Below are 19497 nucleotides of genomic sequence, written 5' to 3'. Positions count from 1 at the left end.
CGCACCGGCGAGCCCCGACATCGCACAGCACGGCTACAGCGCCGGCGGCCCGGCCGCCGATGACGCGGACAGCGGAGATGCCTGCGGTGACCTCCAGCTGAGAGAAGTACCGTTTCCGTGCCTGACACCACTCTGCCCACCACCACCACCTTCGCCGCCCTCGGCGTACCTGCGTCGCTCGTGCGGTCCATGACCGCCCGCGGCATCGACGCACCGTTCCCGATCCAGTCCGCCACCCTGCCCGACACCCTGGCGGGACGTGACGTCCTGGGCCGCGGCCGCACCGGCTCCGGCAAGACGCTCGCCTTCGCCCTGCCTCTCGTGGCGCGTCTCGCGGCACTCGTGCCCTCGGGGGAGCGACTCCCGGGCCGCCGCCAGCCGAACCGTCCCCGCGGCCTGGTGCTCGCCCCCACCCGGGAGCTGGCCAACCAGATCGCCGAGACGATCACGCCGCTGGCCACCGCCGCCGGGCTGAACGTCACGACGATCTTCGGCGGCGTCAAACAGGGCTCGCAGGTCGCTGCGATGCAGCGGGGCGTGGACATCGTCGTGGCGTGCCCCGGCCGCCTCGAGGACCTCATGAACCAGGGCCACGTGCGTCTGGACGCCGTCGCCATCACCGTCCTCGACGAGGCCGACCACATGGCCGACCTCGGCTTCCTGCCGGGCGTGACCCGCATCCTCAAGGCGACACCGGCCGGGACCCAGCGCCTGCTGTTCTCCGCCACGCTCGACAACGGGGTGGACAAGCTCGTCCGGCAGTTCCTGCGCGAGCCCCTCCAGCACAGCGTCGACCCGGACACCTCGGCCGTGACCTCGATGGAGCACCACGTCTTCGAGGTCGCCTCGCCCACGGAGAAGTCCGACCTGGTGCAGGCCCTCGCCTCCGGAGCCACCCGCCGCATCCTGTTCACGCGCACCAAGCACCAGGCCAAGAAGCTGGCCCGCCAGCTCACCTCCGCCGGCATCCCGGCCGTGGAGCTGCACGGCAACCTGTCCCAGAACGCGCGCGAGCGCGGCCTGGACGCGTTCTCCTCCGGTGAGGTCAAGGTCATGGTGGCCACCGACATCGCCGCCCGCGGCATCCACGTCGACGATGTCGACCTGGTCGTCCACGTCGACCCGCCGGCCGAGCACAAGGCCTACCTGCACCGCTCGGGCCGCACCGCCCGCGCGGGCCACGGCGGCGACGTCGTGACCGTGGTCCTGCCCGAGCAGCGCGCGGACTTCCGGTCGCTGGCCCGGGCTGCCAAGATCACCGCCACGCCCGCACGGGTCGGGGCATCGGACCAGCGGGTACGCGCCCTGGTCGGCGCGATCGCGGCACCGGTCGCGCCGGACAGCGCGCCCGTCGCCGCTTCCCGCAAGCCCGCACCGCAGCCGGCGCGCCGCCCTGCGCGGGTCGGCGGTCAGGCCGCACCCGCAGGCCGCCCGGCCCGCCGTCGCGGTCGTGGTGGATCCGGTGGGCAGACCGGTCCTGCCCGGTCCGACGGCGGTTCGCGCCCGGTCCACAGCACCACCTCGGGCGAGCGTTCCGGCACCCCCCGTGCCCGCGCCGCGGAGCCGGCCGGTCGTCCGCACGCCCGGCGCCGTGCGACCGCGAACGGTCGCGGCCTGTAGGTCCGGCGCCCGCAGTTTCGGCGTGCGCACCCGCACGTGACCTGCAACGATTCCGACGTCAGCCGCCAGACGGCGGCGTCCGCATGCTGCGGCCTGACGACGGAAGAGAGGGGTGTCCCACCATGGGAGAACTCATCGGCCTGATCATCTTCGGAGCCGTGATCGGTGCTCTCGCCCGCCTGTTCATGCGGGGCGACCAGAACATCGGTGTCATCTGGACGATCATCCTCGGCGCGCTCGGCGCCCTTGCCGGGTACTACCTGTCCAACCTCCTAGGTGTGGAGGAGACGCCGGGGATCGACTGGATCAGGTGGGTCATCTCGATCGTGCTGGCGATCGTCTTCATCGCGATCTATCTCGGCATCCGCGGCAGGAGCCGCTCCGTACGCTGACCTGGGCAGGGCCGGCCGCCGTCGTGCGGCCGGCCCTTTGCCGTGCCTATCAGCCGTCCAGGGCGTCGAGCGTAACGCCGGTGTGATCGGCCAGGTGGTGCACCATCGCGTCCTGGAAGTGGTGGTCGTTCACCGTCGGGTGCGGTGCGCGGGTGCGCTGGTGGTACCAGTAGCCCCCGCTGGTCAGCGCCGCCGGGTCGCTGCTGGTGGCCAGCCACTCCTGCGTCCGGTGGCCGAGCCGCAGATCGTCCGGGGCGGATGACCCGCCCATCCGGGTGGGCACCCAGCCCGGATCCACCGCGTTGCTGAGGACCTCAGGGAACCGGCGTCCGATAGCGGCCGACAGTGCGGTCACCAGCAGCTTGCTCGTGGAGTACGACGCCGTCGCGGTGCGTCCCGTCCAGTCCAGGCCGCTCAGCCGGGGGTCGCCGCCGCGGTGCATGCCGCTGCTGAGGTAGATCAGGCGGCGTGGACCCGGGATCAGCGCCGTCAGCAGGTACGGGGCCACCACGTTGACCGCCAGGACCGCGGGCCCGTGCCAGACCCCGGCGTTGTGGATGACGGCGTCGATGCTGCCGAGCCGGTTCGCGCTGTCGGCGATCCTTCGCACCTGGGCGGGGTCGGCGAGGTCGCCCAGCAGGCAGTGCGCGCCCCGGTCGAGCAGGTGCTGGACCGCGGGCACCCGCTCCTCCGAGCGGGCGTGCACGACCACCTCATGCCCCTCGCTGAGCAGCGTCTCAGCGGTCGCGAGGCCGAGCCCGTCGGTCGACCCGGTGATGAGGATGCGCATCATGGTGTCTTCCTCCTGACAGCGCATCGGACGGCGGTGGTCAGCAGGGAGGGCGGTGCTCGGCGAGGAAGGCGTCGACGGCGGAGTGCGCGTCGTGCTTGATGCCGCGGTAGTCCAGCTCGTCGAGCAGGAGGTCGTCGCCGTAGAGGCTGTTCAGCCGGTCCTCGTAGTCGGTGAACCGGTGGCGGATCCACGCCCGCGCCGCCAGGGCCGCGCGGTCCTCGAGCGGCAGCTTCCGGGTCCGGCCCACCCGACCGCTGCCGACGATCGCCGCATGGCCGGCGGCCCCGTCCGCGATCTGGTGGGCGAGGTCCACGTGCGCGGCGTCGAAGCCGAGGTAGACCAGGATCGCGGCGGCGAGCTCGGTGCGGTAGCGGTCCTCGGACCGGGCGCGTTGGCGCGCGCCCCGCTCGCGCTGCCGCTCCCGCCGCTCGGCGGTCGCTGCCGCGGCCGCCTGCGCCTCGGCGATAGCCGCCGCCGGCGCCCACAGGCCTTCGAGTCGGCGGTGCGGGCGGTTGCGTCCGCGTGGGCGCCAGGCCAGCCAGTACCGGCCCGCCGCCTTGACAGTGCGCGTGACGAACGCGTCCCCGGAGGGCAGGAAGGTCCAGTCGTCCGGGATCTTGATCTCGCCGTGCTCAGGGTTCCACGGCCCCTCGCGCGTGTCGTACACGTCGAGGTGCAGATCGGTCAGCGGCTCCTCCGCCATGAACCGATTATGGCCGCCGGCACGCGTCCCCTCTTCTCCGTGACATGTCATCCACGGTTCTTCTCCGTGACATGTCAACTCCTCCGTGACAAGTCATCCACGGTCCGGTCTGCAACAGGGCCGCGCCGTCAGCGACCGCCGCCGCCACCCCCGCCTCCGCCGGAGAACCCACCACCTCCTCCGCGGGACCCGGAGGAGCCGGAGGACCCTGGTGTGGAGCTCAGCGTCGAGCTCGAGGCAGTGGCGAACGAGCCCAGTGACTGGGCGAAGGACGAGCCGCTGGTTCCGTCGCGGAGGTGCGATCCCACGTACCAGGAAGGCGGGGCGGCCTGGCCCTGTCCCGCCAGCTGCGCGAAGACCTCGCCCCAGCGCTCTGCCTCGCCGAAGACCATCGCGTACGGCAAGTACCGCGAGAAGACGTCGATGCCCTCCTCGAAGCGGACCTGCTCCGCCTCGGCCGTGGCGACGTAGCGCCGGAACCCCCGCGCCTGGTCGTACAGGGCGCGGCCGGGCGCGCTGGGTCCGTTGGCCGCCTTGGCCGTGACCCGCACCATCACCGCGTAGGCGAGCGCGAGACCGGCGCCGAGAAACAGCAGCGCCCACAACGAGCCGGGGAGCTGCGGGGAGTTCTCGGACACGATGACCATGACGGCGACGAGCGCGAGGAACGCGACGAGCGCCCGGGGCAGACGCACGGCGCTGGTGCTCCCGGCAGAATGGGCAGGACCAGCACGGGCACGACAAGGACGACGGCGCACAGCAGCGCCGTCACCACGGCCATGACCGGCCCCGACAACGATACGGACACATAGCGACTGATCACGAGCCGCACACCGTAGTTCACCGCGGTGGTCGGGCCCGCCGCCGCACGGCCAGGGGTGCCCAGGGTAGGTCCGTTAAAGGTGGGCCCCGCGGGGATCGAACCCGCAACCCGCGGATTAAAAGTCCGCTGCTCTGCCAATTGAGCTAGAGGCCCGGGGGTTCCACTCTTTAATCCACGAAACGTTCCACGGAACCCTCCACGGAAGTATGCCAGTCGCGCGGGGGCCGTCCGGCTGGTCGCGCGGCCAGCCGGCGTCCGAGCTTCTCGTGCCCACCTAGCGGTTCTTGAGCGCGGACGCCTTGCGGTCGGTGACGCGCTCACGGAAGTTCGCGAGGTACTGCAGCGGGACGCCGAGGTGCACCTCGCCACGGTCGACCTGCTTCAGCTCGCCACCCTGCAGTTCGGCGGTGGTGGCATGGGCACTGGTGCATCGGTGGTCATCGACGACGTAGCCCCAGCCCATGCCGTCGCTCTCGACGCGCATGAGCTGGAAGTTCAAGTCCTCCCACGTGGCGGCGACGTGCACGTGGATCCACCAGTCCACGTCAGTGGCCGCGACGATACGGGTGAACTCGGTGTCGCCGCGGGGGTCCACACCCCGGTGCCACTGAGGACCCGGACTGTCCTCCTGCCGGGCGACCAGCCTCACGAGACCCCTCGCCCCGGTCGCCTGATAGGCCGTGCCCTGCCAGTGTGCGTACTCACCGGGGTGGCGCACCTCGGGCGTGATGTTCATCCGTCCCCCTTCTCGCCGGGCAGCTACTCGAGCCCTGCCGGAACATTACCGGCGCGCACTACCCGGACCCACCGTTGCCACCTGGCGGGAGATCAGGTGGTGACTCGAGCACATTCTGGGCGCCAGCGCTCGGCGTTCCGGCTCGCCCTCGCGTCGTTCCGTTCGACTGTCCTCGCAGAGGGGCACATTTCAGTGTTTCCGCAAGCCGGAGTCAAAGAGTGGAACCCCCAGAGGCCCTGAAGTGGGTCCGAGGCCTGCCGTGGTGGTGCGGTGCTACACGGCGGTAGCGAACATGGCGATGAATGAAGATCGCGAACGTGCTGAGCAGCGGTCCCCGCACGAGCGGGGCGCGGTCCTTTTCGCGGAGACCAGCGCGGCGCGGCTGCGACAAGGTCCGGAGACTGCCCCGCTACACGCCCGTCGAGCCGTCGATGGCCTCGCGGATGAGGTCGAGATGACCGTTGTGACGCGCCGTCTCCTGGATCATGTGGGCGAGGGCGAACCACAAGTTGAACGCTTGGTCCGGCGGTTGCTTGGCGGGCTCGTCGAGGCCGCGAGCCGCCGCGAACACCTGACGGGAGGTGGCGCACTCATCGACGTACAGCGCGATGCTGCTCGCCAGCGTGTCGTCGTCACCGAGCTCGAACCCGTCCCGGACAAGGTCACCGTCGGGCCACGGCGGCGCGACGCGCAGTGCGGCGAAGTCGGTGCTGAACCACCACGCTCAACGGCGGCCAAGTGCCGGACCAGACTCATGGGTGTCATGGTCGAGGTCGGCACTGGTCGGCTGCGCGCCTGCCTATCAGACAGGCCAGTGAGCTTCCTGACCACGGTGGCTCGCTGCTGGTCGAGCACGGACGTAAGGGTGTTGGTTACCGGATCGTTCTTGGGTGAGGGCCCGGCGCCGGCGATCCTGGTGAGACTACTCACTGTAGGTGTCATCGTCGGACTTCCCAAAGGTCACCGTCCGTGCCGCCGTCGCGACCGCCTCAATGATCTCGGTCACCAACGGAGCGTCATCGTTGTGGACCATGGCGGACTCGAGGAGTCGCTCCAACGTGACGACGCCAGCCCGGCCTCGCCGCGACTCATCACCGTGGCCAAGCTGGCAGCTGCCCTGACGCAAGAGACCATCTGCCCGGTGCGCGCCGGGGGTCCGTGCGAGACAATCGCGGGGCGCGCCCCCACGGCACGCGCCCGGCGGCGGCCACCACCGCCGCGCACACGGACCCCGACCCGGGGCGAGAGGAGCAGTGATGGCTGAGCGACGATTCCGGCGACCGGCGATGCTCGACCCGGCCGAGGCCGAGCTCATCCAGGGCGACGAGGACCCGGCGACCCGGTCGGAGATCGCCCACACCACCGCCGGCGCGCTGGTGCACGGCGGCCGTGAGGGCGCCGACGACCCCGACCTCGTCCAGCGGTTGGTCCAGCTCGTCGACACAGAGGGTCTCGACGAGATCGCCGCCCTGTGGTCGCGCAGCCCCCACACCACCCTGCCCGGCACCCTGTGGCGGCTGTACCTGCTGCGTGAATGGGTCCGCCGCGACCCGGACACCGTGGCGAGCCGCTACCGGCTCGGTCTCCAGCGCGCCGAGGTCTCCGGCGCCGTCGCCGGGGTTGCCGATCCACCCGGACCGCAGGAGGTCAGGGACCTGGTGGACAAGGTGCTCTCCGGGCTGTTCGACGGCGACCTCGCCGTGGCCCTGGAGCGCGCGGCGGCCTTTCTCCGCGTGCTGGCCACCGGCTCCGCGCTGCACGCGGACTGGATCCAGGAGGACGACGACGACCTCGCCTTCCGGGTCACCCGCCGCGCCGGCGCGCTGCTGACGACCGCCGAGGAGCTCGAGGAGGCGGCCGAGCTCTACCGCGCCGAGAAGCTCGACTGAAATCGGCTCGCCCGACCGACGGCAGCTCGGTCGCTCGACTGCTCATGGCTCAGGGGACGAGGACGACTTTCCCGAGGTTGCGCCGCGCCTCCAGGTAGGCGTGCGCCGCGGCGGCCTGCTCCAGCGGGAAGGCCCGGTCGACGTGGGGGCGGACCCACGCTTCCCCGACGCCGGCGAGCAGCCGCTCCGCCCAGCCAAGGGTCTTCTCCGTCTCCTGCCACATCCGCCCGAGGTGGACGCCGAACACGCCGACGTTGCGGTTCATCAGCGCGATGGGGTGCAGCAGCGGCCCGCCCAGGGCCGCCCGGACGAGCCGCACCGGGCCCGGCAGGCCGGGCCGCGCCGTCGCCGAGGAGACGCCGTACACGCCGAGCCGCCCGGTCGGCCGCAGCGCTCGGTAGCTCTCCCGCCACAGTCGGCCGCCTCGCGGGTCCGTGATCAGCTCGGCGCCGTGGCCGTCCGTGAGCGTCCGCACCCGCCTCACCCAGTCCTCGGCGCGCGGGTCGATCAGCTCCGCGGCGCCGCGCTCACGCAGGAACGGGTGCTTCCACGCGCTCGCCGTGCCCACCACCCGCGCGCCCACGTGCGCCGCGATGTCCAGCTGCGCGAGGCCCGCCGCGCCGCCGGCGTTGTGGACAACGACGGTGTCCGCCGCCGTCAGCGACCCCATGACGACCAGCAGCGCCCAGGCGGTCAGGTAGCTCACCGGCAGGGCGGCGCCCTGCTCCGGCGTCAGCCCCGCAGGGAGCGGCAGCGCCTGCGCCGACGGCACCACGAGCACGTCCGTGTAGGCGCCGAAGCGGGTGAGGGCGACGACGTCGGAACCGATCCGCGACGCCTCCACCCCAGGGCCGACGGCGTCGACTGTTCCGGACGCCTCGTAGCCGGGGACGAACGGCGGCCGTGGCGCGCCCGGGTAGAGACCCTGCCGGGCCAGCACGTCGGCGAAGTTCACCCCGACGGCGGCGACGCGGACACGCAGCTCGCCCGGGCCGGGCTCGGGATCCGGTGCCTGACGGCCGGCCAGGCGCGTCGGCCCGCCGTGCCCGGTGATGACCTGCTCGCGCACGCTGTCTCCCTTCGCGTGCCCATTGTCGCGGTCTGCCGCCGCGGCCAGTAGGGGTGGCGCCGACCCGATCCCCTTCCGGTCCCCGCCGATGTAGGTGATACTGCCGGTACCGGCAACGACGACGGGGGAGGGTCTGATGGCGGCACCGACACAGGTCAAGCACGAGGGCACACAGAACGCCGAGGGCGCCCAGCGCGCCCACGTCACCGAGAAGGAGGCCCGCCAGGTCGCGGAGGCGGCCCGGCAGACGGAGTGGGAGCTGCCCTCCTTCGCCAAGGAGCTCTACCTGGGCCGGTTCCGGCCCGACCTCATCGCCCCCCACCCTCGCCCCGCGCCCGACGTCGAGGCGAGGGGCCAGGCGTACCTCGAGCAGCTCGAGCGGTTCCTCCGGGACCACGTGGACGGCCGGCAGATCGAGCGCGACGCCCGCATCCCCGACGACGTCGTCCGCGGCCTCGCCCAGATCGGCACCTTCGGGATCAAGATCCCCGACGAGTACGGCGGGCTCGGTCTCGGCCAGGTCCACTACAACCGCGCCCTCATGCTGCTTGGCACCGCCAACGCCAGCCTCGGCGCCCTCGTCTCGGCACACCAGTCGATCGGGGTGCCCGAACCCGTCAAGCAGTTCGGCAACGCGGACCAGAAGCGCGCGTTCCTGCCCCGCTGCGCCGCCGGGGCGATCTCCGCCTTCCTCCTTACCGAGCCCGACGTCGGCTCCGACCCCGCCCGGCTGCACACCACCGCCACCCCCACCGACGGCGGCTACTACCTGCTCGATGGCGTCAAGCTCTGGTCCACCAACGGCGTCGTCGCCGAGCTGCTCGTCGTCATGGCGCGGGTACCGGCCTCCGAGGGGCACCGCGGCGGCATCACCGCGTTCGTCGTCGAGGCCGACACCCCGGGCATCACCGTCGAGCGCCGCAACGCCTTCATGGGGCTGCGCGGGCTGGAGAACGGCGTCACCCGGTTCGACCAGGTCCGCGTCCCGGCGGCCAATGTGCTCGGCCGTGAGGGCATAGGGCTGAAGATCGCGCTGACCACGCTCAACACCGGTCGCCTGTCCATCCCGGCGCTGTGCGTCGGCACGAGCAAGTGGTGCCTGAAGATCGGGCGGGAGTGGGCCCACGAGCGCGTCCAGTGGGGCCGGTCGGTAGGCCGCCACGCCGCCGTCGCGCACAAGATCGCCTTCATGGCCACCGCCGCCTACGCCCAGGAGGCCGTCGTCGAGCTCGCGAGCCACCTCGCCGACGCCGGCCGCACCGACATCCGCATCGAGGCGGCGCTGGCCAAGATGTTCACGTCCGAGCTGGCCTGGCAGGTGGCCGACGAGCTCGTCCAGGTCCGCGGCGGCCGGGGATACGAGACGGCCGACTCCCTCGAGGCCCGCGGCGAGCGGGCGGTCCCGGTCGAGCAGGTGCTGCGGGACCTGCGCATCAACCGGATCTTCGAGGGCTCGACGGAGATCATGCACCTGCTCATCGCCCGGGAGGCGGTCGACGCCCACCTCGCCGTCGCCGGGGACATCATCGACCCCGAGGTCGACCTCGCCGGGAAGGCCCGGGCGGCGGCCAAGGCCGGGGCGTTCTACGCGACGTGGCTGCCGCCGCTCCTCACCGGACCTGGACAGCTACCGACCGCCTATCCCGAGTACGGCCCGCTCGCCACGCACATGCGCTTCGTCGAGCGCTCCTCCCGGCGCCTGGCCCGCTCCACCTTCTACGGCATGGCCCGCTGGCAGGGCCGGCTCGAGCACCAGCAGGGCTTCCTCGGGCGGGTGGTCGACATCGGCGCCGAGCTCTTCGCGACCTCCGCCGTGTGTGTGCGGGCGCAGATGCAGCTCCAGGACGACCCGCGGGTGGGGGCGGCGGCCGTGAAGCTCGCCGGGGCCTGGGCCCGCCAGTCCAGGCTGCGGGTGGAGCGCCTCTTCGACGAGCTGTGGACCAACACCGACGCCGCGGACGAGCAGCTCGCGGCGGAGGTGCTCGACGGCGAGTACACGTGGGCCGAGGTCGGCGTGATCGACGCCTCCGAGGGCACGGGGCCGTGGATCGCCGACGCCTCCCCAGGCCCGGCGCAGGTCCCGGACGTCTCGCGCCGGATGATGCCGCCGGGCGCCTGAGCCGCCAGGCGGGGGTGACACCCCAGCGGGGGAGACCCCAGCGGTGGGTGTCACCCGTGCGGTACAGAATGGCCTCGGGCCCGCGCGGGCCCAGGGAGGCAGGGACGAACGCGTGATCACCCAGGAGGACCGGCTCAACGGGGACGTCGCCGCCCCCGACGTCCTGGACCTCGCCGACGAGGTTGCCCGGGCCGATGGTGTCGAGGCCCTGTCGGAGCAGACCGTCCTCGAGCTGCGCACCCCGGTGCGTCCGGTCCGCCACTTCCTCGCGCACGACGACGGCGGCGGCCTGGTCGGGTACGCCCAGCTCGACCCGGGCGAGGGGGACGAGGCCAGCGCCGAGCTCGCCGTCGTACCTTTCGCCCGACGGCGCGGGGTGGGCCGGGCCCTGCTCGACGCCGTCCGCGCCGCCGCCCCCGGGGTCTCGGTGTGGGCGCACGGCAACCTCACCGGCGCGCAGGCGCTCGCGGCGTCCGCAGGGATGTCCGTGGTCCGCGAGCTGCTGCAGATGTCCGCCCCGCTCGGTCCGGTCGACGCCACCGTGCCCCGCCACCCCGGCGTCGTGGTGCAGACGTTCGACCCGGACCGGGACGAGCACGACTGGGTCACGCTCAACGCCCGGGCCTTCGCCACGCACCCCGAGCAGGGCCGCATGACCGTCGCCGACCTGCGCGCCCGCGAGGCCGAGGCCTGGTTCGACCCGACCCTGCTGTGGCTGGTGCGCCCGGTCACCGCCCCGGACGGCGCGCCGCTCGCGTCCATGTGGGTGAAGGTCGTGCCGGGCGAGAGGTCCGGGGAGATCTACGCCCTCGGCGTCGACCCGGAGGCGCAGGGGCAGGGGCTCGGCGGGATGCTCACCCGGCGGGCCCTGGCCGAGCTGCACCGGCGCGGCCTGTCCCGGGCCACGCTCTACGTGGAAGGGGACAACGCCGCCGCGCTGCGCACCTACCAGCGGGAGGGATTCCACTGCGTCGCCATCGACGTCCAGTACCGGTGAGGCGGCAACGGAGCGCTCGCGAGACGGGGGCAGCCCCGTCACCCGTCAGTCACGTTCGGGTGCAACGATGGATCCCATGAGCAGCTCCGAGCGCACCGCAGCCGACGCCACGGAGGTCGGGGACCGCCCGGCGGACGAGCCCCTCGCACGTACCGACGTCGACGTGGCCGACGTCGACCCGGCCGACGCCGACCCGGCCGGCGCCGAGGCGGACCTGGCCGTCCTGGAGGAGGACGCCGAGGACGAGCACGTCGCACGGGAGAAGGTGATGACGGCCCACCTGCTCGGCGGGGTGGCCACGTCGTCGGCGAACCTCGCACGCCAGGTGGCCGCCGCCGAGGACGAGACGCGGCCCGGCGAGGAGTCCGAGCTCCCCGAGGGCCGGTTCGCCGACCGCGAGCTGAGCTGGCTGGCGTTCAACGAGCGGGTGCTCGAGCAGGCCGAGGACCAGGACCTGCCGATCCTCGAACGGGCGTGGTTCCTGGCGATCTTCGCCTCGAACCTCGACGAGTTCTACATGGTCCGCGTCGCCGGCCTCAAACGACGCATCGCCACCGGGATGGCCGTCACCGCGGCGTCCGGGCTCTCCCCGCGCCAGGTGCTCGAGGGCCTCAGCACCAAGGCCAAGGAGCTCACCGCCCGCCACGCCCGCGTCTTCGCCGAGGACGTCCAGCCCAAGCTCGCCGACGTCGGCATCGAGCTGCTGCACTGGGAGGATCTGGGCGAGAGCGAGCAGGACCGCCTCCACAAGTTCTTCCGCAGGCAGATCTTCCCCGTCCTGACCCCGCTCGCCGTGGACCCCGCCCACCCCTTCCCCTACATCTCGGGTCTCTCGCTCAACCTCGCTGTCGTGGTGCGCAACCCCACCACCGGCAAGAAGCACTTCGCCCGCGTCAAGGTCCCGCCGCTGCTGCCCCGGTTCATCGCCGTCGACGCCGCCGGTCGCCCCTACCGCCCCGAGGACGTCCCCGCCGACGCCACCGGGCGCACCGCGTTCGTGCCCCTCGAGGAGATCATCGCCTACCACCTGGACACGCTCTTCCCCGGGATGGAGATCGTTGAGCACCACACCTTCCGGGTGACCCGCAACGAGGACGTCGAGGTCGAGGAGGACGACGCCGAGAACCTCCTCAAGGCCCTGGAGAAGGAGCTCGTGCGGCGCCGGTTCGGGCCCGCGGTGCGACTGGAGGTGGCCCAGGGCATCAGCGACCACGTCCTCAACCTGCTCATGCGCGAGCTGGAGGTGGGCGAGCAGGACGTGTTCCACCTGCCGGCCCCGCTGGACCTGACCGGCCTCAACCTCGTCCACGAGCTCGACCGGCCGAACCTGAAGTACCCCAAGTTCGTGCCGGTCACCGCGCACGGCCTCGCGGAGGTCGAGTCGGCCAACCCCACGGACTTCTTCGCTGCCATCCGGTCTCAGGACATCCTCCTGCACCACCCGTACGACTCCTTCTCCACCTCAGTGCAGCAGTTCATCGCCCAGGCCGCGGCCGACCCGCGGGTGCTGGCGATCAAGCAGACCCTGTACCGCACCTCTGGCGACTCGCCGATCGTGGACGCGCTCATCGACGCCGCCCAGGCGGGCAAGCAGGTGCTCGCGATCGTGGAGATCAAGGCCCGCTTCGACGAGCAGGCGAACATCTCCTGGGCCCGCAAGCTCGAGCAGGCGGGCGTGCACGTCGTGTACGGCATCGTCGGGCTCAAGACCCACGCCAAGCTCTGCCTGGTGGTGCGGCAGGAGCAGGACGGGCTGCGGCGGTACTGCCACGTCGGCACCGGCAACTACCACCCCAAGACCGCGCGTGGCTACGAGGACCTCGGTCTGCTCACCTGTGACCGCGATGTGGGCCAGGACCTGACCCGGCTCTTCAACCAGCTCTCCGGCTGGGCGCCCCGCACCCGGTTCCACCGGCTTCTCGTGGCCCCCCGCTCGATCCGTCCGGGCCTCGTCGAGCGTGTCGAGCGGGAGATCGAGCACCACCGCGCCGGTCGGCCGGCCTGGGTGCGGTTCAAGGCCAACTCCATCGTCGACGAGGCCGTGATCGACTCCCTCTACCGCGCCAGCCAGGCCGGGGTGCCGGTCGACGTCGTCGTCCGCGGCATCTGCGCCATCCGGGCCGGGGTGCCGGGGCTGAGCGAGAACATCCGGGTGCGCTCCATCCTGGGACGCTTCCTCGAGCACGCCCGCGTGTTCGCCTTCGCCAACGGCGGGGACCCCGAGGTCTGGATCGGCTCGGCCGACCTCATGCACCGCAACCTCGACCGTCGCGTCGAGGCGCTCATCCGGATCGTCGACCCGGCGCAGGTCGACTACCTCGTCGAGCTGCTGAAGCAGTCCGTGGCGGACACCACGTCGACCTGGCACCTGGAGACCGACGGCTGGCACCGGCGCCACGTCGGCCCGGACGGTCGGCGGCTCGACGACCTGCAGGAGATGCTCATGGCCCGTGCCCGACGGCGTGTGGCGGCTACCCGGTGACGTCGCAGACCACCAGCGCACAGTCCACGATCCAGGCCGCCGGCGCGGTGGTCTGGCGTGTGCGCGGCCGCAAGCTCGAGGTGCTTCTCGTCCACCGGCCCAAGTACGACGACTGGTCCTGGCCGAAGGGCAAGCTCGAGGAGGGCGAGAGCATCGCCGCGTGCGCCGTGCGTGAGGTGGCCGAGGAGACCGGTCTGCACGTGGCGCTCGGCCAGCCCCTGCCGACGGTGCGGTACCGGGACCTGAACGGGCGGGCGAAGACCGCCCGCTACTGGGCGGCCCAAGAGCTCGGGGACGCTGCGCAGAGCGTCAACGGCCGCGACCCGGTCAGCCGGGCGGGTGCCGCGGAGATAGACGGTGCCCGCTGGGTGGACATCGCCACGGCACGGGACCTGCTCACCTACGTCCACGACCGCGACCCCCTCGGCGTCCTCGTCGACCAGTGGCAGGACGAACGGCTACGCACGTGGACGATGGTGGTGGTCCGGCACGCGCGGGCCAAGAAGCGGTCGGCGTGGGACAAGGGAGAGGCAACCCGGCCGCTGACCCCGGCCGGCGAGTCGCAGGCCCGGAACCTCGTGCCGCTCCTCGCCGCCTTTGGCGTCGAGGACGTCATCACCTCGCCGTGGGAACGGTGCGCGGCGACCGTGCGGCCCTACCTCGAGGCGACCGGCGTCGGCGCCGAGCTCCGTCCCGAGCTCACCGAGGACGCGCACGCGCAGAGCAAGCGCCCGGTGCGCGAGCTCGTCGACCACGAGATGACCCACCGTGACGTTCCCGTCGCCGTGTGCACGCACCGACCCGTGCTGCCCACCGTGGTGGAGGAGGTCGCACGACGCACGCCGCACCGCATCATGCAGCAGGTGCCGGAGTCCGACCCCTGGCTCAAGACGGGGGAGATGCTGGTGGTCCACCTCTCCCAGCGACCGCGCCGACGGGCGCTGGTCGTCGCCCTGGAGAAGCACCGCGCCGTGTGACCCTCCCGCCCCGGCCCCCTTGCCCGCGAGATGTCATCTTCTCCGTCAGATGTCATCGTCCCCGGGCGATGAGTGTCGGGAGGTCTTGTGCAACTGTGACGCACCCGACGTAGCAAGTTCACCATCCGTTCACCTCGCGCCCGCCGGAAGGTCACCACCGGTCTCTAACGTCGCATCGTGGTCGGCAACCCCCACACGCGCCGGCCCCACCGACACAGAGGATGGAATTGACCGTGAAGCTTGCAGGTAGCCGCCGCGTGGCGGGAATGGCCGTGCTTAGCGCGCTGGCACTCACGCTCGCCGCGTGCAGCAGTGACGCCGACGGCAACGAGGCGGAGAGCCCGGCCGGCGACGAGACCGCAGCCGAGGGCGAGGCCCTCTCCGGCACGCTCCCCGGTGCGGGCGCCTCCTCCCAGGAGAAGGCCATGAACGGCTGGCTGGCCGGTTTCCAGGAGGCCAACCCCGACGTCCAGGTCTCCTACGACCCGACCGGCTCCGGCACCGGCCGCGAGATGTTCCTCAACGGCGCCGTGCTCTTCGGTGGCACCGACTCCATGTTCAAGGAGGAGGAGCTCACTGCGGGCGCGGAGCGCTGCTTCGGTGGCGAGGTCGTCGAGCTGCCGCTCTACATCTCCCCGATCGCCGTGGCGTACAACCTGCCCGGTGTCGACGCCGCGAACCTCAACCTCTCGCCCGAGGTGCTCGCCCAGATCTTCAACGGCGACGTCACCAAGTGGAACGACCCGGCCATCGCCGAGACGAACGAGGGCGTCGAGCTGCCCGACCTGGACATCGTGCCGGTCAACCGCTCCGACGACTCGGGGACCACCGAGAACTTCACCGAGTACCTCGCCGAGGCTGCGGGCGGCGCCTGGCCGCACGAGGCCAGCGAGACCTGGCCGATCTCGGGCACCCAGTCTGGCGCCCAGACGTCCGGCGTCGTCTCCACGCTCCAGGCGGCCGAGGGCACCATCGCCTACCTCGACGCCTCGCAGGTGCCGGACGGCTTCGGCACCGTCGCCGTCGGTGTCGGTGAGGAGTTCGTGCCGTTCTCGCCGGAGGCTGCCGCCGCCGTCGTGGACGCCTCCCCGGCCACCGAGGACGCCACCGACCTGCGCCTGACCATCGACCTGGCCCGCGACACCCAGGAGTCGGGCGCCTACCCGATCGTCCTGGTCTCCTACACCTTCGCGTGCTCGGTGTACGAGAGCGAGCAGGACGTGAACAACGTCAAGGCGCTGCTCACCTACATCGCCTCCGAGGAGGGCCAGGAGCGCGCCGCCGACCCGAGCGTCGCCGGCTCCGCCCCGATCTCCGACGGCCTGCGCGGGGACGTCACCGCCGCGATCGAGCAGATCTCGGCCGCCTGAATCTGATCCCTCCTGATCAGTGAGTGGCGGGCCGGTCCTCCGGGGCCGGCCCGCCCACACAGGCCCCCCGCCTGGCACGCGCACCTTTCTCGGCCCGCCGGCGCGGGGCTCAGGGCCCTGGCACAGCAGGTACCGGCATCCCGTATCTTCGCCTCGATGGCTACGAACCTTTCCGGCGTGACGCCGGCCAGGCGGGTACCGCCCCGACCGGGTGCCGCACGAGTTCCGGAGCTCAGCTCCTGTGAGAGACCCGACAGGGGTCGTTCACCGTCTGTTCACCTTCCGCCCCCCGTACGGACACCGTCGCTGCTTAGCCTCGACCTCGCCCGGGCGCACCGCCCGCAGGCGGCCGGAGGGGATGGGATGAGGGCACAGAGCCGACGCCGTGCCGGCGTCGCCGCAGCACTCGCCGGTGGCCTCCTCCTCACCGCGTGCGGTGGGAACGGCGGCACGCTCCCGGGGGCGGGCGCCTCCTCGCAGGAGATCGCGATGACTGCGTGGGTGGCGGGCTTCCAGGATGCCCATCCCGACGTGATCACCTCCTACGACCCGGTGGGTTCGGGCACCGGACGGGAGATGTTCCTCAACAGCGCCGTGCTGTTCGCCGGTTCTGACGCGCCCATGGACGACGAGGAGCGGGCCGACGGCGTCGAACGGTGCCTGGGAGGTGAGGTGATCGAGCTGCCGCTGTACATCTCCCCGATCGCCGTGGCGTACAACTTGCCCGATCTCGACGCCGAGCACCTGAACCTCACGCCCGAGGTGTTGGCGCAGATCTTCAACGGCGACCTCACCAGGTGGGACGACCCGGCCATCGCCGAGACGAACGAGGGCGTCGAGCTGCCCGACCTGGACATCGTGCCCGTCAACCGCTCCGACGACTCGGGCACCACCGAGAACTTCACCGAGTACCTCGCCGCTGCCGCGGGCGGCGCCTGGCCGCACGAGGCCAGCGAGACCTGGCCGATCTCGGGCACCCAGTCCGGCGCCCAGACCTCCGGCGTCATCACCACCATGGAGGCCGCGCCCGGCACCATCGGCTACGCCGATGCCGCCCAGGTGCCCGACTCGCTCAGCACCGTGGCGGTCGGGGTGGGGGAGGAGTTCGTGCCGTTCTCGCCGGAGGCCGCCGCCGCCGTCGTGGACGCCTCCCCGGCCACCGAGGACGCCACCGACCTGCGCCTGACGATCGAGCTGGCACGCGACACCCAGACGGCCGGGACCTACCCCATCGTCCTGGTCTCTTACACGCTCGCGTGCTCCCGGTACGAAGCCGAGCAGGATGTGAACAACGTCAAGGCCCTGTTGAGCTACATCGCCTCCGAGCCGGGGCAGCAGCGCGCCGCCGACCCCCGCGTCGCCGGCTCCGCGCCCATCTCGACAGACCTGCGCGAGCGGGTCGAGGCCGCGATCGAGCAGATCTCCGTCGCGTGACAACACCCGCACCGAACAGCGAACCCGGAGGATCCGTGGCAACCGCCAGCGCCCCCGACGCCCCACGAGGCGCGTCCGAACTACGGCTGAGCCGACCGCCCGGACGTGTAGGCAACCCGATCTTCGCCGGCATCTCCACCGGTGCGGGCATCGTCATCCTCATCATCCTCGCCTCGGTGGCCGGCTTCCTGCTCTTCCGCTCCTGGCCGGCGATCACCGCCTCCCAGGCGCAGTACGACGACGTCGGCTTCATGACGGGGAAGGGGCTGTGGGAGTACCTCGCGCCGCTGATCTTCGGCACGCTCCTCTCCTCCGTCCTCGCGCTGGTCATCGCGGTGCCGCTGAGCGTCGCGATCGCGCTGTTCATCTCGCACTACGCGCCGCGGAAGGCCGCCCAGGGCCTGGGGTACCTGGTGGACCTTCTCGCCGCCATCCCCTCCGTGGTCTACGGCATGTGGGGCATGGCCTGGCTCGTCCCGACCATGAACCCGGCTTTCCAGTGGGTCAGCAGCACGCTCGGGTTCTTCCCCCCGCTCGCCGGCTTCCAGGCGCCGGCGAAGAACCTCATGTCGGCCTCCATCGTGCTCGCGGTGATGATCCTGCCCATCATCACCGCGACCATCCGCGAGGTGTTCCTCCAGACCCCGCGCCTGCACGAGGAGGCCTCCCTGGCGCTGGGAGCCACGCGCTGGGAGATGATCCGGATGTCGGTGTTTCCTTTCGGCCGGTCCGGCATCATCAGCGCGTCGATGCTGGGCCTGGGCCGTGCGCTCGGGGAGACCATGGCCGTGCTGATGATTCTCTCGCCCGGCTTCCTGGTGAACTTCAACATCCTCAAGCCCGGCCAGCATCAGACGATCGCCGCGAACATCGCCAACCAGTTCCCCGAGGCTTCCGGCCTGGGTGCTGACGTCCTCATCGCCACGGGGCTCGCACTGTTCGCCATCACCTTCGGCGTCAACCTGCTCGCCCGGTGGATCATCTCGCGCCGCGCCGAGTTCTCTGGAGCGAACTGATGACCACCACCACCACCACCACCGTCACCGATCTGAGCACGGGTGCGGGCAAGCTCCCCGGCTGGACGCCCTGGGCGGTCCTTGCGGGCTCCGTGGGCCTCGTCTACGCCCTGATGCTCGCCTTCGGCCGGCCGACCGTCGCCTCCGTCCTCTTCCTTGGCGGGGTTCTCTACATCGTCGCGAACTGGGTGGTCGCCCGCTCCGTCGAGGGGGAGCGGCCCGCCAAGGACCGCCTCGCGACGTCGCTGGTCACGGCCGCGTTCCTGCTCGCCATGGTGCCGCTGGTCTCCTTGGTGTGGATCGTCCTCAAGAACGGTCTCACGCTGTTCAGCTGGGACTTCCTGACAACGGACATGACCGGCATCTTCGGTGACATGACCGAGGGCGGCGTCCTCCACGCGATCATCGGCACCCTTTGGGTCACCGGCATCGCCTCGGTCATCTCGATCCCGCTCGGCATCTTCACCGCGATCTACCTGGTCGAGTACGGCCGCGGCCGCCTCGCCCGGGCCATCACCGTCCTGGTCGACGTCATGACCGGCATCCCCTCGATCGTCGCCGGTCTCTTCGCGTTCGCCCTGTTTACCATTCTCGTCGGCCCGGCCTACCGCTCGGCCCTCATGGGTGCTGTCTCCCTGGCCGTGCTCATGACCCCCGTCGTGGTCCGCTCGGTCGAGGAGATGCTCCGCCTCGTCCCCAACGAGCTGCGCGAGGCCGCATACGCCCTCGGCGTGCCCAAGTGGCTGACCGTCGTCAAGGTCGTGCTCCGCACGGCGGTCGCCGGCATCACCACCGGCGTGATGATCGCCATCGCCCGGGTGATCGGGGAGACCGCGCCGCTGCTCATGACTGTGGGCATCATCGCGAACATCAACAACAACCCTTTCGAGGGACGCATGGCGACGCTGCCCGTCTTCGCCTACCGGCAGTTCGCGCAGGGCGGCGTCGGCATCGAGCGGTCCTGGGCGGCGGCGCTGACCCTGGTGGCCATCGTGATGCTGCTCAACCTCGCCGCCCGGCTCGTGAGCCGGTTCTTCTCGCCGAAGGGTGCCCACTGATGGCTGCCGCGCCTCTCCA

Annotated in this window: 16 protein-coding genes, 1 tRNA gene and 1 pseudogene; 11 read left to right on the top strand and 7 right to left on the bottom strand. The window is 71.6% G+C overall.

The genetic code is table 11. The annotated features are described in order from the left end of the window. Positions 1-189: 189 nt before the first annotated feature. Both FE374_RS16820 and FE374_RS16815 read left to right on the top strand, forming a co-directional pair. Positions 190-1620 (top strand): DEAD/DEAH box helicase, encoded by a 1431-nt coding sequence (locus FE374_RS16820; RefSeq protein WP_139931667.1) that lies wholly within the window; start codon positions 190-192, stop codon positions 1618-1620. Between the two features lie 122 nt (positions 1621-1742). Then, positions 1743-2012 carry a GlsB/YeaQ/YmgE family stress response membrane protein gene (locus FE374_RS16815; RefSeq protein ID WP_139930410.1) on the top strand — a complete coding sequence of 90 codons (270 nt, stop codon included), beginning with the start codon at positions 1743-1745 and terminating at the stop codon, positions 2010-2012. Between the two features lie 49 nt (positions 2013-2061). Here FE374_RS16815 and FE374_RS16810 read toward each other — a convergent pair whose 3' ends face one another. The 6 genes and pseudogenes from FE374_RS16810 to FE374_RS16780 form a co-directional block, all read right to left on the bottom strand. Then, positions 2062-2805: an SDR family NAD(P)-dependent oxidoreductase gene (locus tag FE374_RS16810; RefSeq protein WP_139930408.1), complete on the bottom strand. Its 744-nt coding sequence runs from the start codon at positions 2803-2805 to the stop codon at positions 2062-2064. Positions 2806-2842: 37 nt separating this feature from the next. Beyond that, positions 2843-3508, bottom strand: coding sequence for a DUF2293 domain-containing protein (locus FE374_RS16805; RefSeq protein WP_139930405.1), 666 nt, complete (start codon positions 3506-3508; stop codon positions 2843-2845). Positions 3509-3636: 128 nt separating this feature from the next. Next, positions 3637-4203, bottom strand: a complete 567-nt coding sequence (locus FE374_RS16800) for a DUF2207 family protein (RefSeq protein WP_139930404.1) — start codon at positions 4201-4203, stop codon at positions 3637-3639. 208 nt (positions 4204-4411) lie between these two features. Continuing rightward, positions 4412-4484, bottom strand: a tRNA-Lys gene (locus FE374_RS16795). A gap of 121 nt (positions 4485-4605) precedes the next feature. Continuing rightward, positions 4606-5067: a hypothetical protein gene (locus FE374_RS16790; RefSeq protein WP_139930402.1), complete on the bottom strand. Its 462-nt coding sequence runs from the start codon at positions 5065-5067 to the stop codon at positions 4606-4608. 409 nt (positions 5068-5476) lie between these two features. Next, positions 5477-6009 (bottom strand): annotated as a pseudogene (locus tag FE374_RS16780) (DinB family protein). 314 nt (positions 6010-6323) lie between these two features. On the opposite strand from FE374_RS16780, the gene FE374_RS16775 reads away from it, so the two are divergent. Next, complete coding sequence (locus FE374_RS16775; RefSeq protein WP_230978358.1) at positions 6324-6956, top strand: hypothetical protein; 633 nt, start codon at positions 6324-6326, stop codon at positions 6954-6956. Positions 6957-7005: 49 nt separating this feature from the next. On the opposite strand, the gene FE374_RS16770 is transcribed toward FE374_RS16775, so the two are convergent. Next, positions 7006-8025, bottom strand: a complete 1020-nt coding sequence (locus tag FE374_RS16770) for a zinc-binding dehydrogenase (RefSeq protein WP_139930397.1) — start codon at positions 8023-8025, stop codon at positions 7006-7008. A gap of 136 nt (positions 8026-8161) precedes the next feature. Here FE374_RS16770 and FE374_RS16765 point away from each other — a divergent pair, with 136 nt between their 5' ends. The 8 genes from FE374_RS16765 to pstA all read left to right on the top strand — a co-directional run bounded on the left by FE374_RS16765 (position 8162) and on the right by pstA (position 19478). Beyond that, a complete protein-coding gene (locus FE374_RS16765) occupies positions 8162-10144 on the top strand; it encodes an acyl-CoA dehydrogenase family protein (RefSeq protein ID WP_139930395.1) in 1983 nt (660 codons plus the stop codon). A gap of 112 nt (positions 10145-10256) precedes the next feature. Further along, positions 10257-11141, top strand: a complete 885-nt coding sequence (mshD, locus tag FE374_RS16760) for a mycothiol synthase (protein ID WP_139930393.1) — start codon at positions 10257-10259, stop codon at positions 11139-11141. 268 nt (positions 11142-11409) lie between these two features. Continuing rightward, on the top strand, positions 11410-13623 hold the full coding sequence (locus FE374_RS16755) for an RNA degradosome polyphosphate kinase (protein ID WP_230978596.1): 2214 nt from the start codon (positions 11410-11412) through the stop codon (positions 13621-13623). Beyond that, entirely contained in the window at positions 13620-14600 is a 981-nt protein-coding gene (locus tag FE374_RS16750) for an NUDIX hydrolase (protein ID WP_223173566.1), read from the top strand. The genes FE374_RS16755 and FE374_RS16750 overlap by 4 nt, the downstream gene beginning before the upstream one ends. Positions 14601-14833: 233 nt before the next feature. Further along, positions 14834-15970: a phosphate ABC transporter substrate-binding protein PstS gene (locus FE374_RS16745; RefSeq protein ID WP_230978357.1), complete on the top strand. Its 1137-nt coding sequence runs from the start codon at positions 14834-14836 to the stop codon at positions 15968-15970. A 363-nt stretch (positions 15971-16333) separates the two neighbouring features. Further along, positions 16334-17404, top strand: a complete 1071-nt coding sequence (locus FE374_RS16740) for a phosphate ABC transporter substrate-binding protein PstS (RefSeq protein WP_139930387.1) — start codon at positions 16334-16336, stop codon at positions 17402-17404. 35 nt (positions 17405-17439) lie between these two features. After that, the gene (pstC, locus tag FE374_RS16735) at positions 17440-18420 is read left to right on the top strand and encodes a phosphate ABC transporter permease subunit PstC (RefSeq protein ID WP_139930385.1); all 981 of its coding nucleotides are present in this window, start codon (positions 17440-17442) and stop codon (positions 18418-18420) included. Continuing rightward, positions 18420-19478 carry a phosphate ABC transporter permease PstA gene (pstA, locus tag FE374_RS16730; RefSeq protein WP_139930383.1) on the top strand — a complete coding sequence of 353 codons (1059 nt, stop codon included), beginning with the start codon at positions 18420-18422 and terminating at the stop codon, positions 19476-19478. Before pstC ends, pstA begins: the two co-directional genes overlap by 1 nt. The last annotated feature ends 19 nt before the right edge of the window (positions 19479-19497 follow it).

It is taken from the genome of Georgenia yuyongxinii (assembly GCF_006352065.1).
Taxonomy (GTDB): domain Bacteria; phylum Actinomycetota; class Actinomycetes; order Actinomycetales; family Actinomycetaceae; genus Georgenia; species Georgenia yuyongxinii.
Note: the sequence above shows the minus strand (reverse complement) of the source record. Positions and strands in the feature narration are given on the sequence as shown.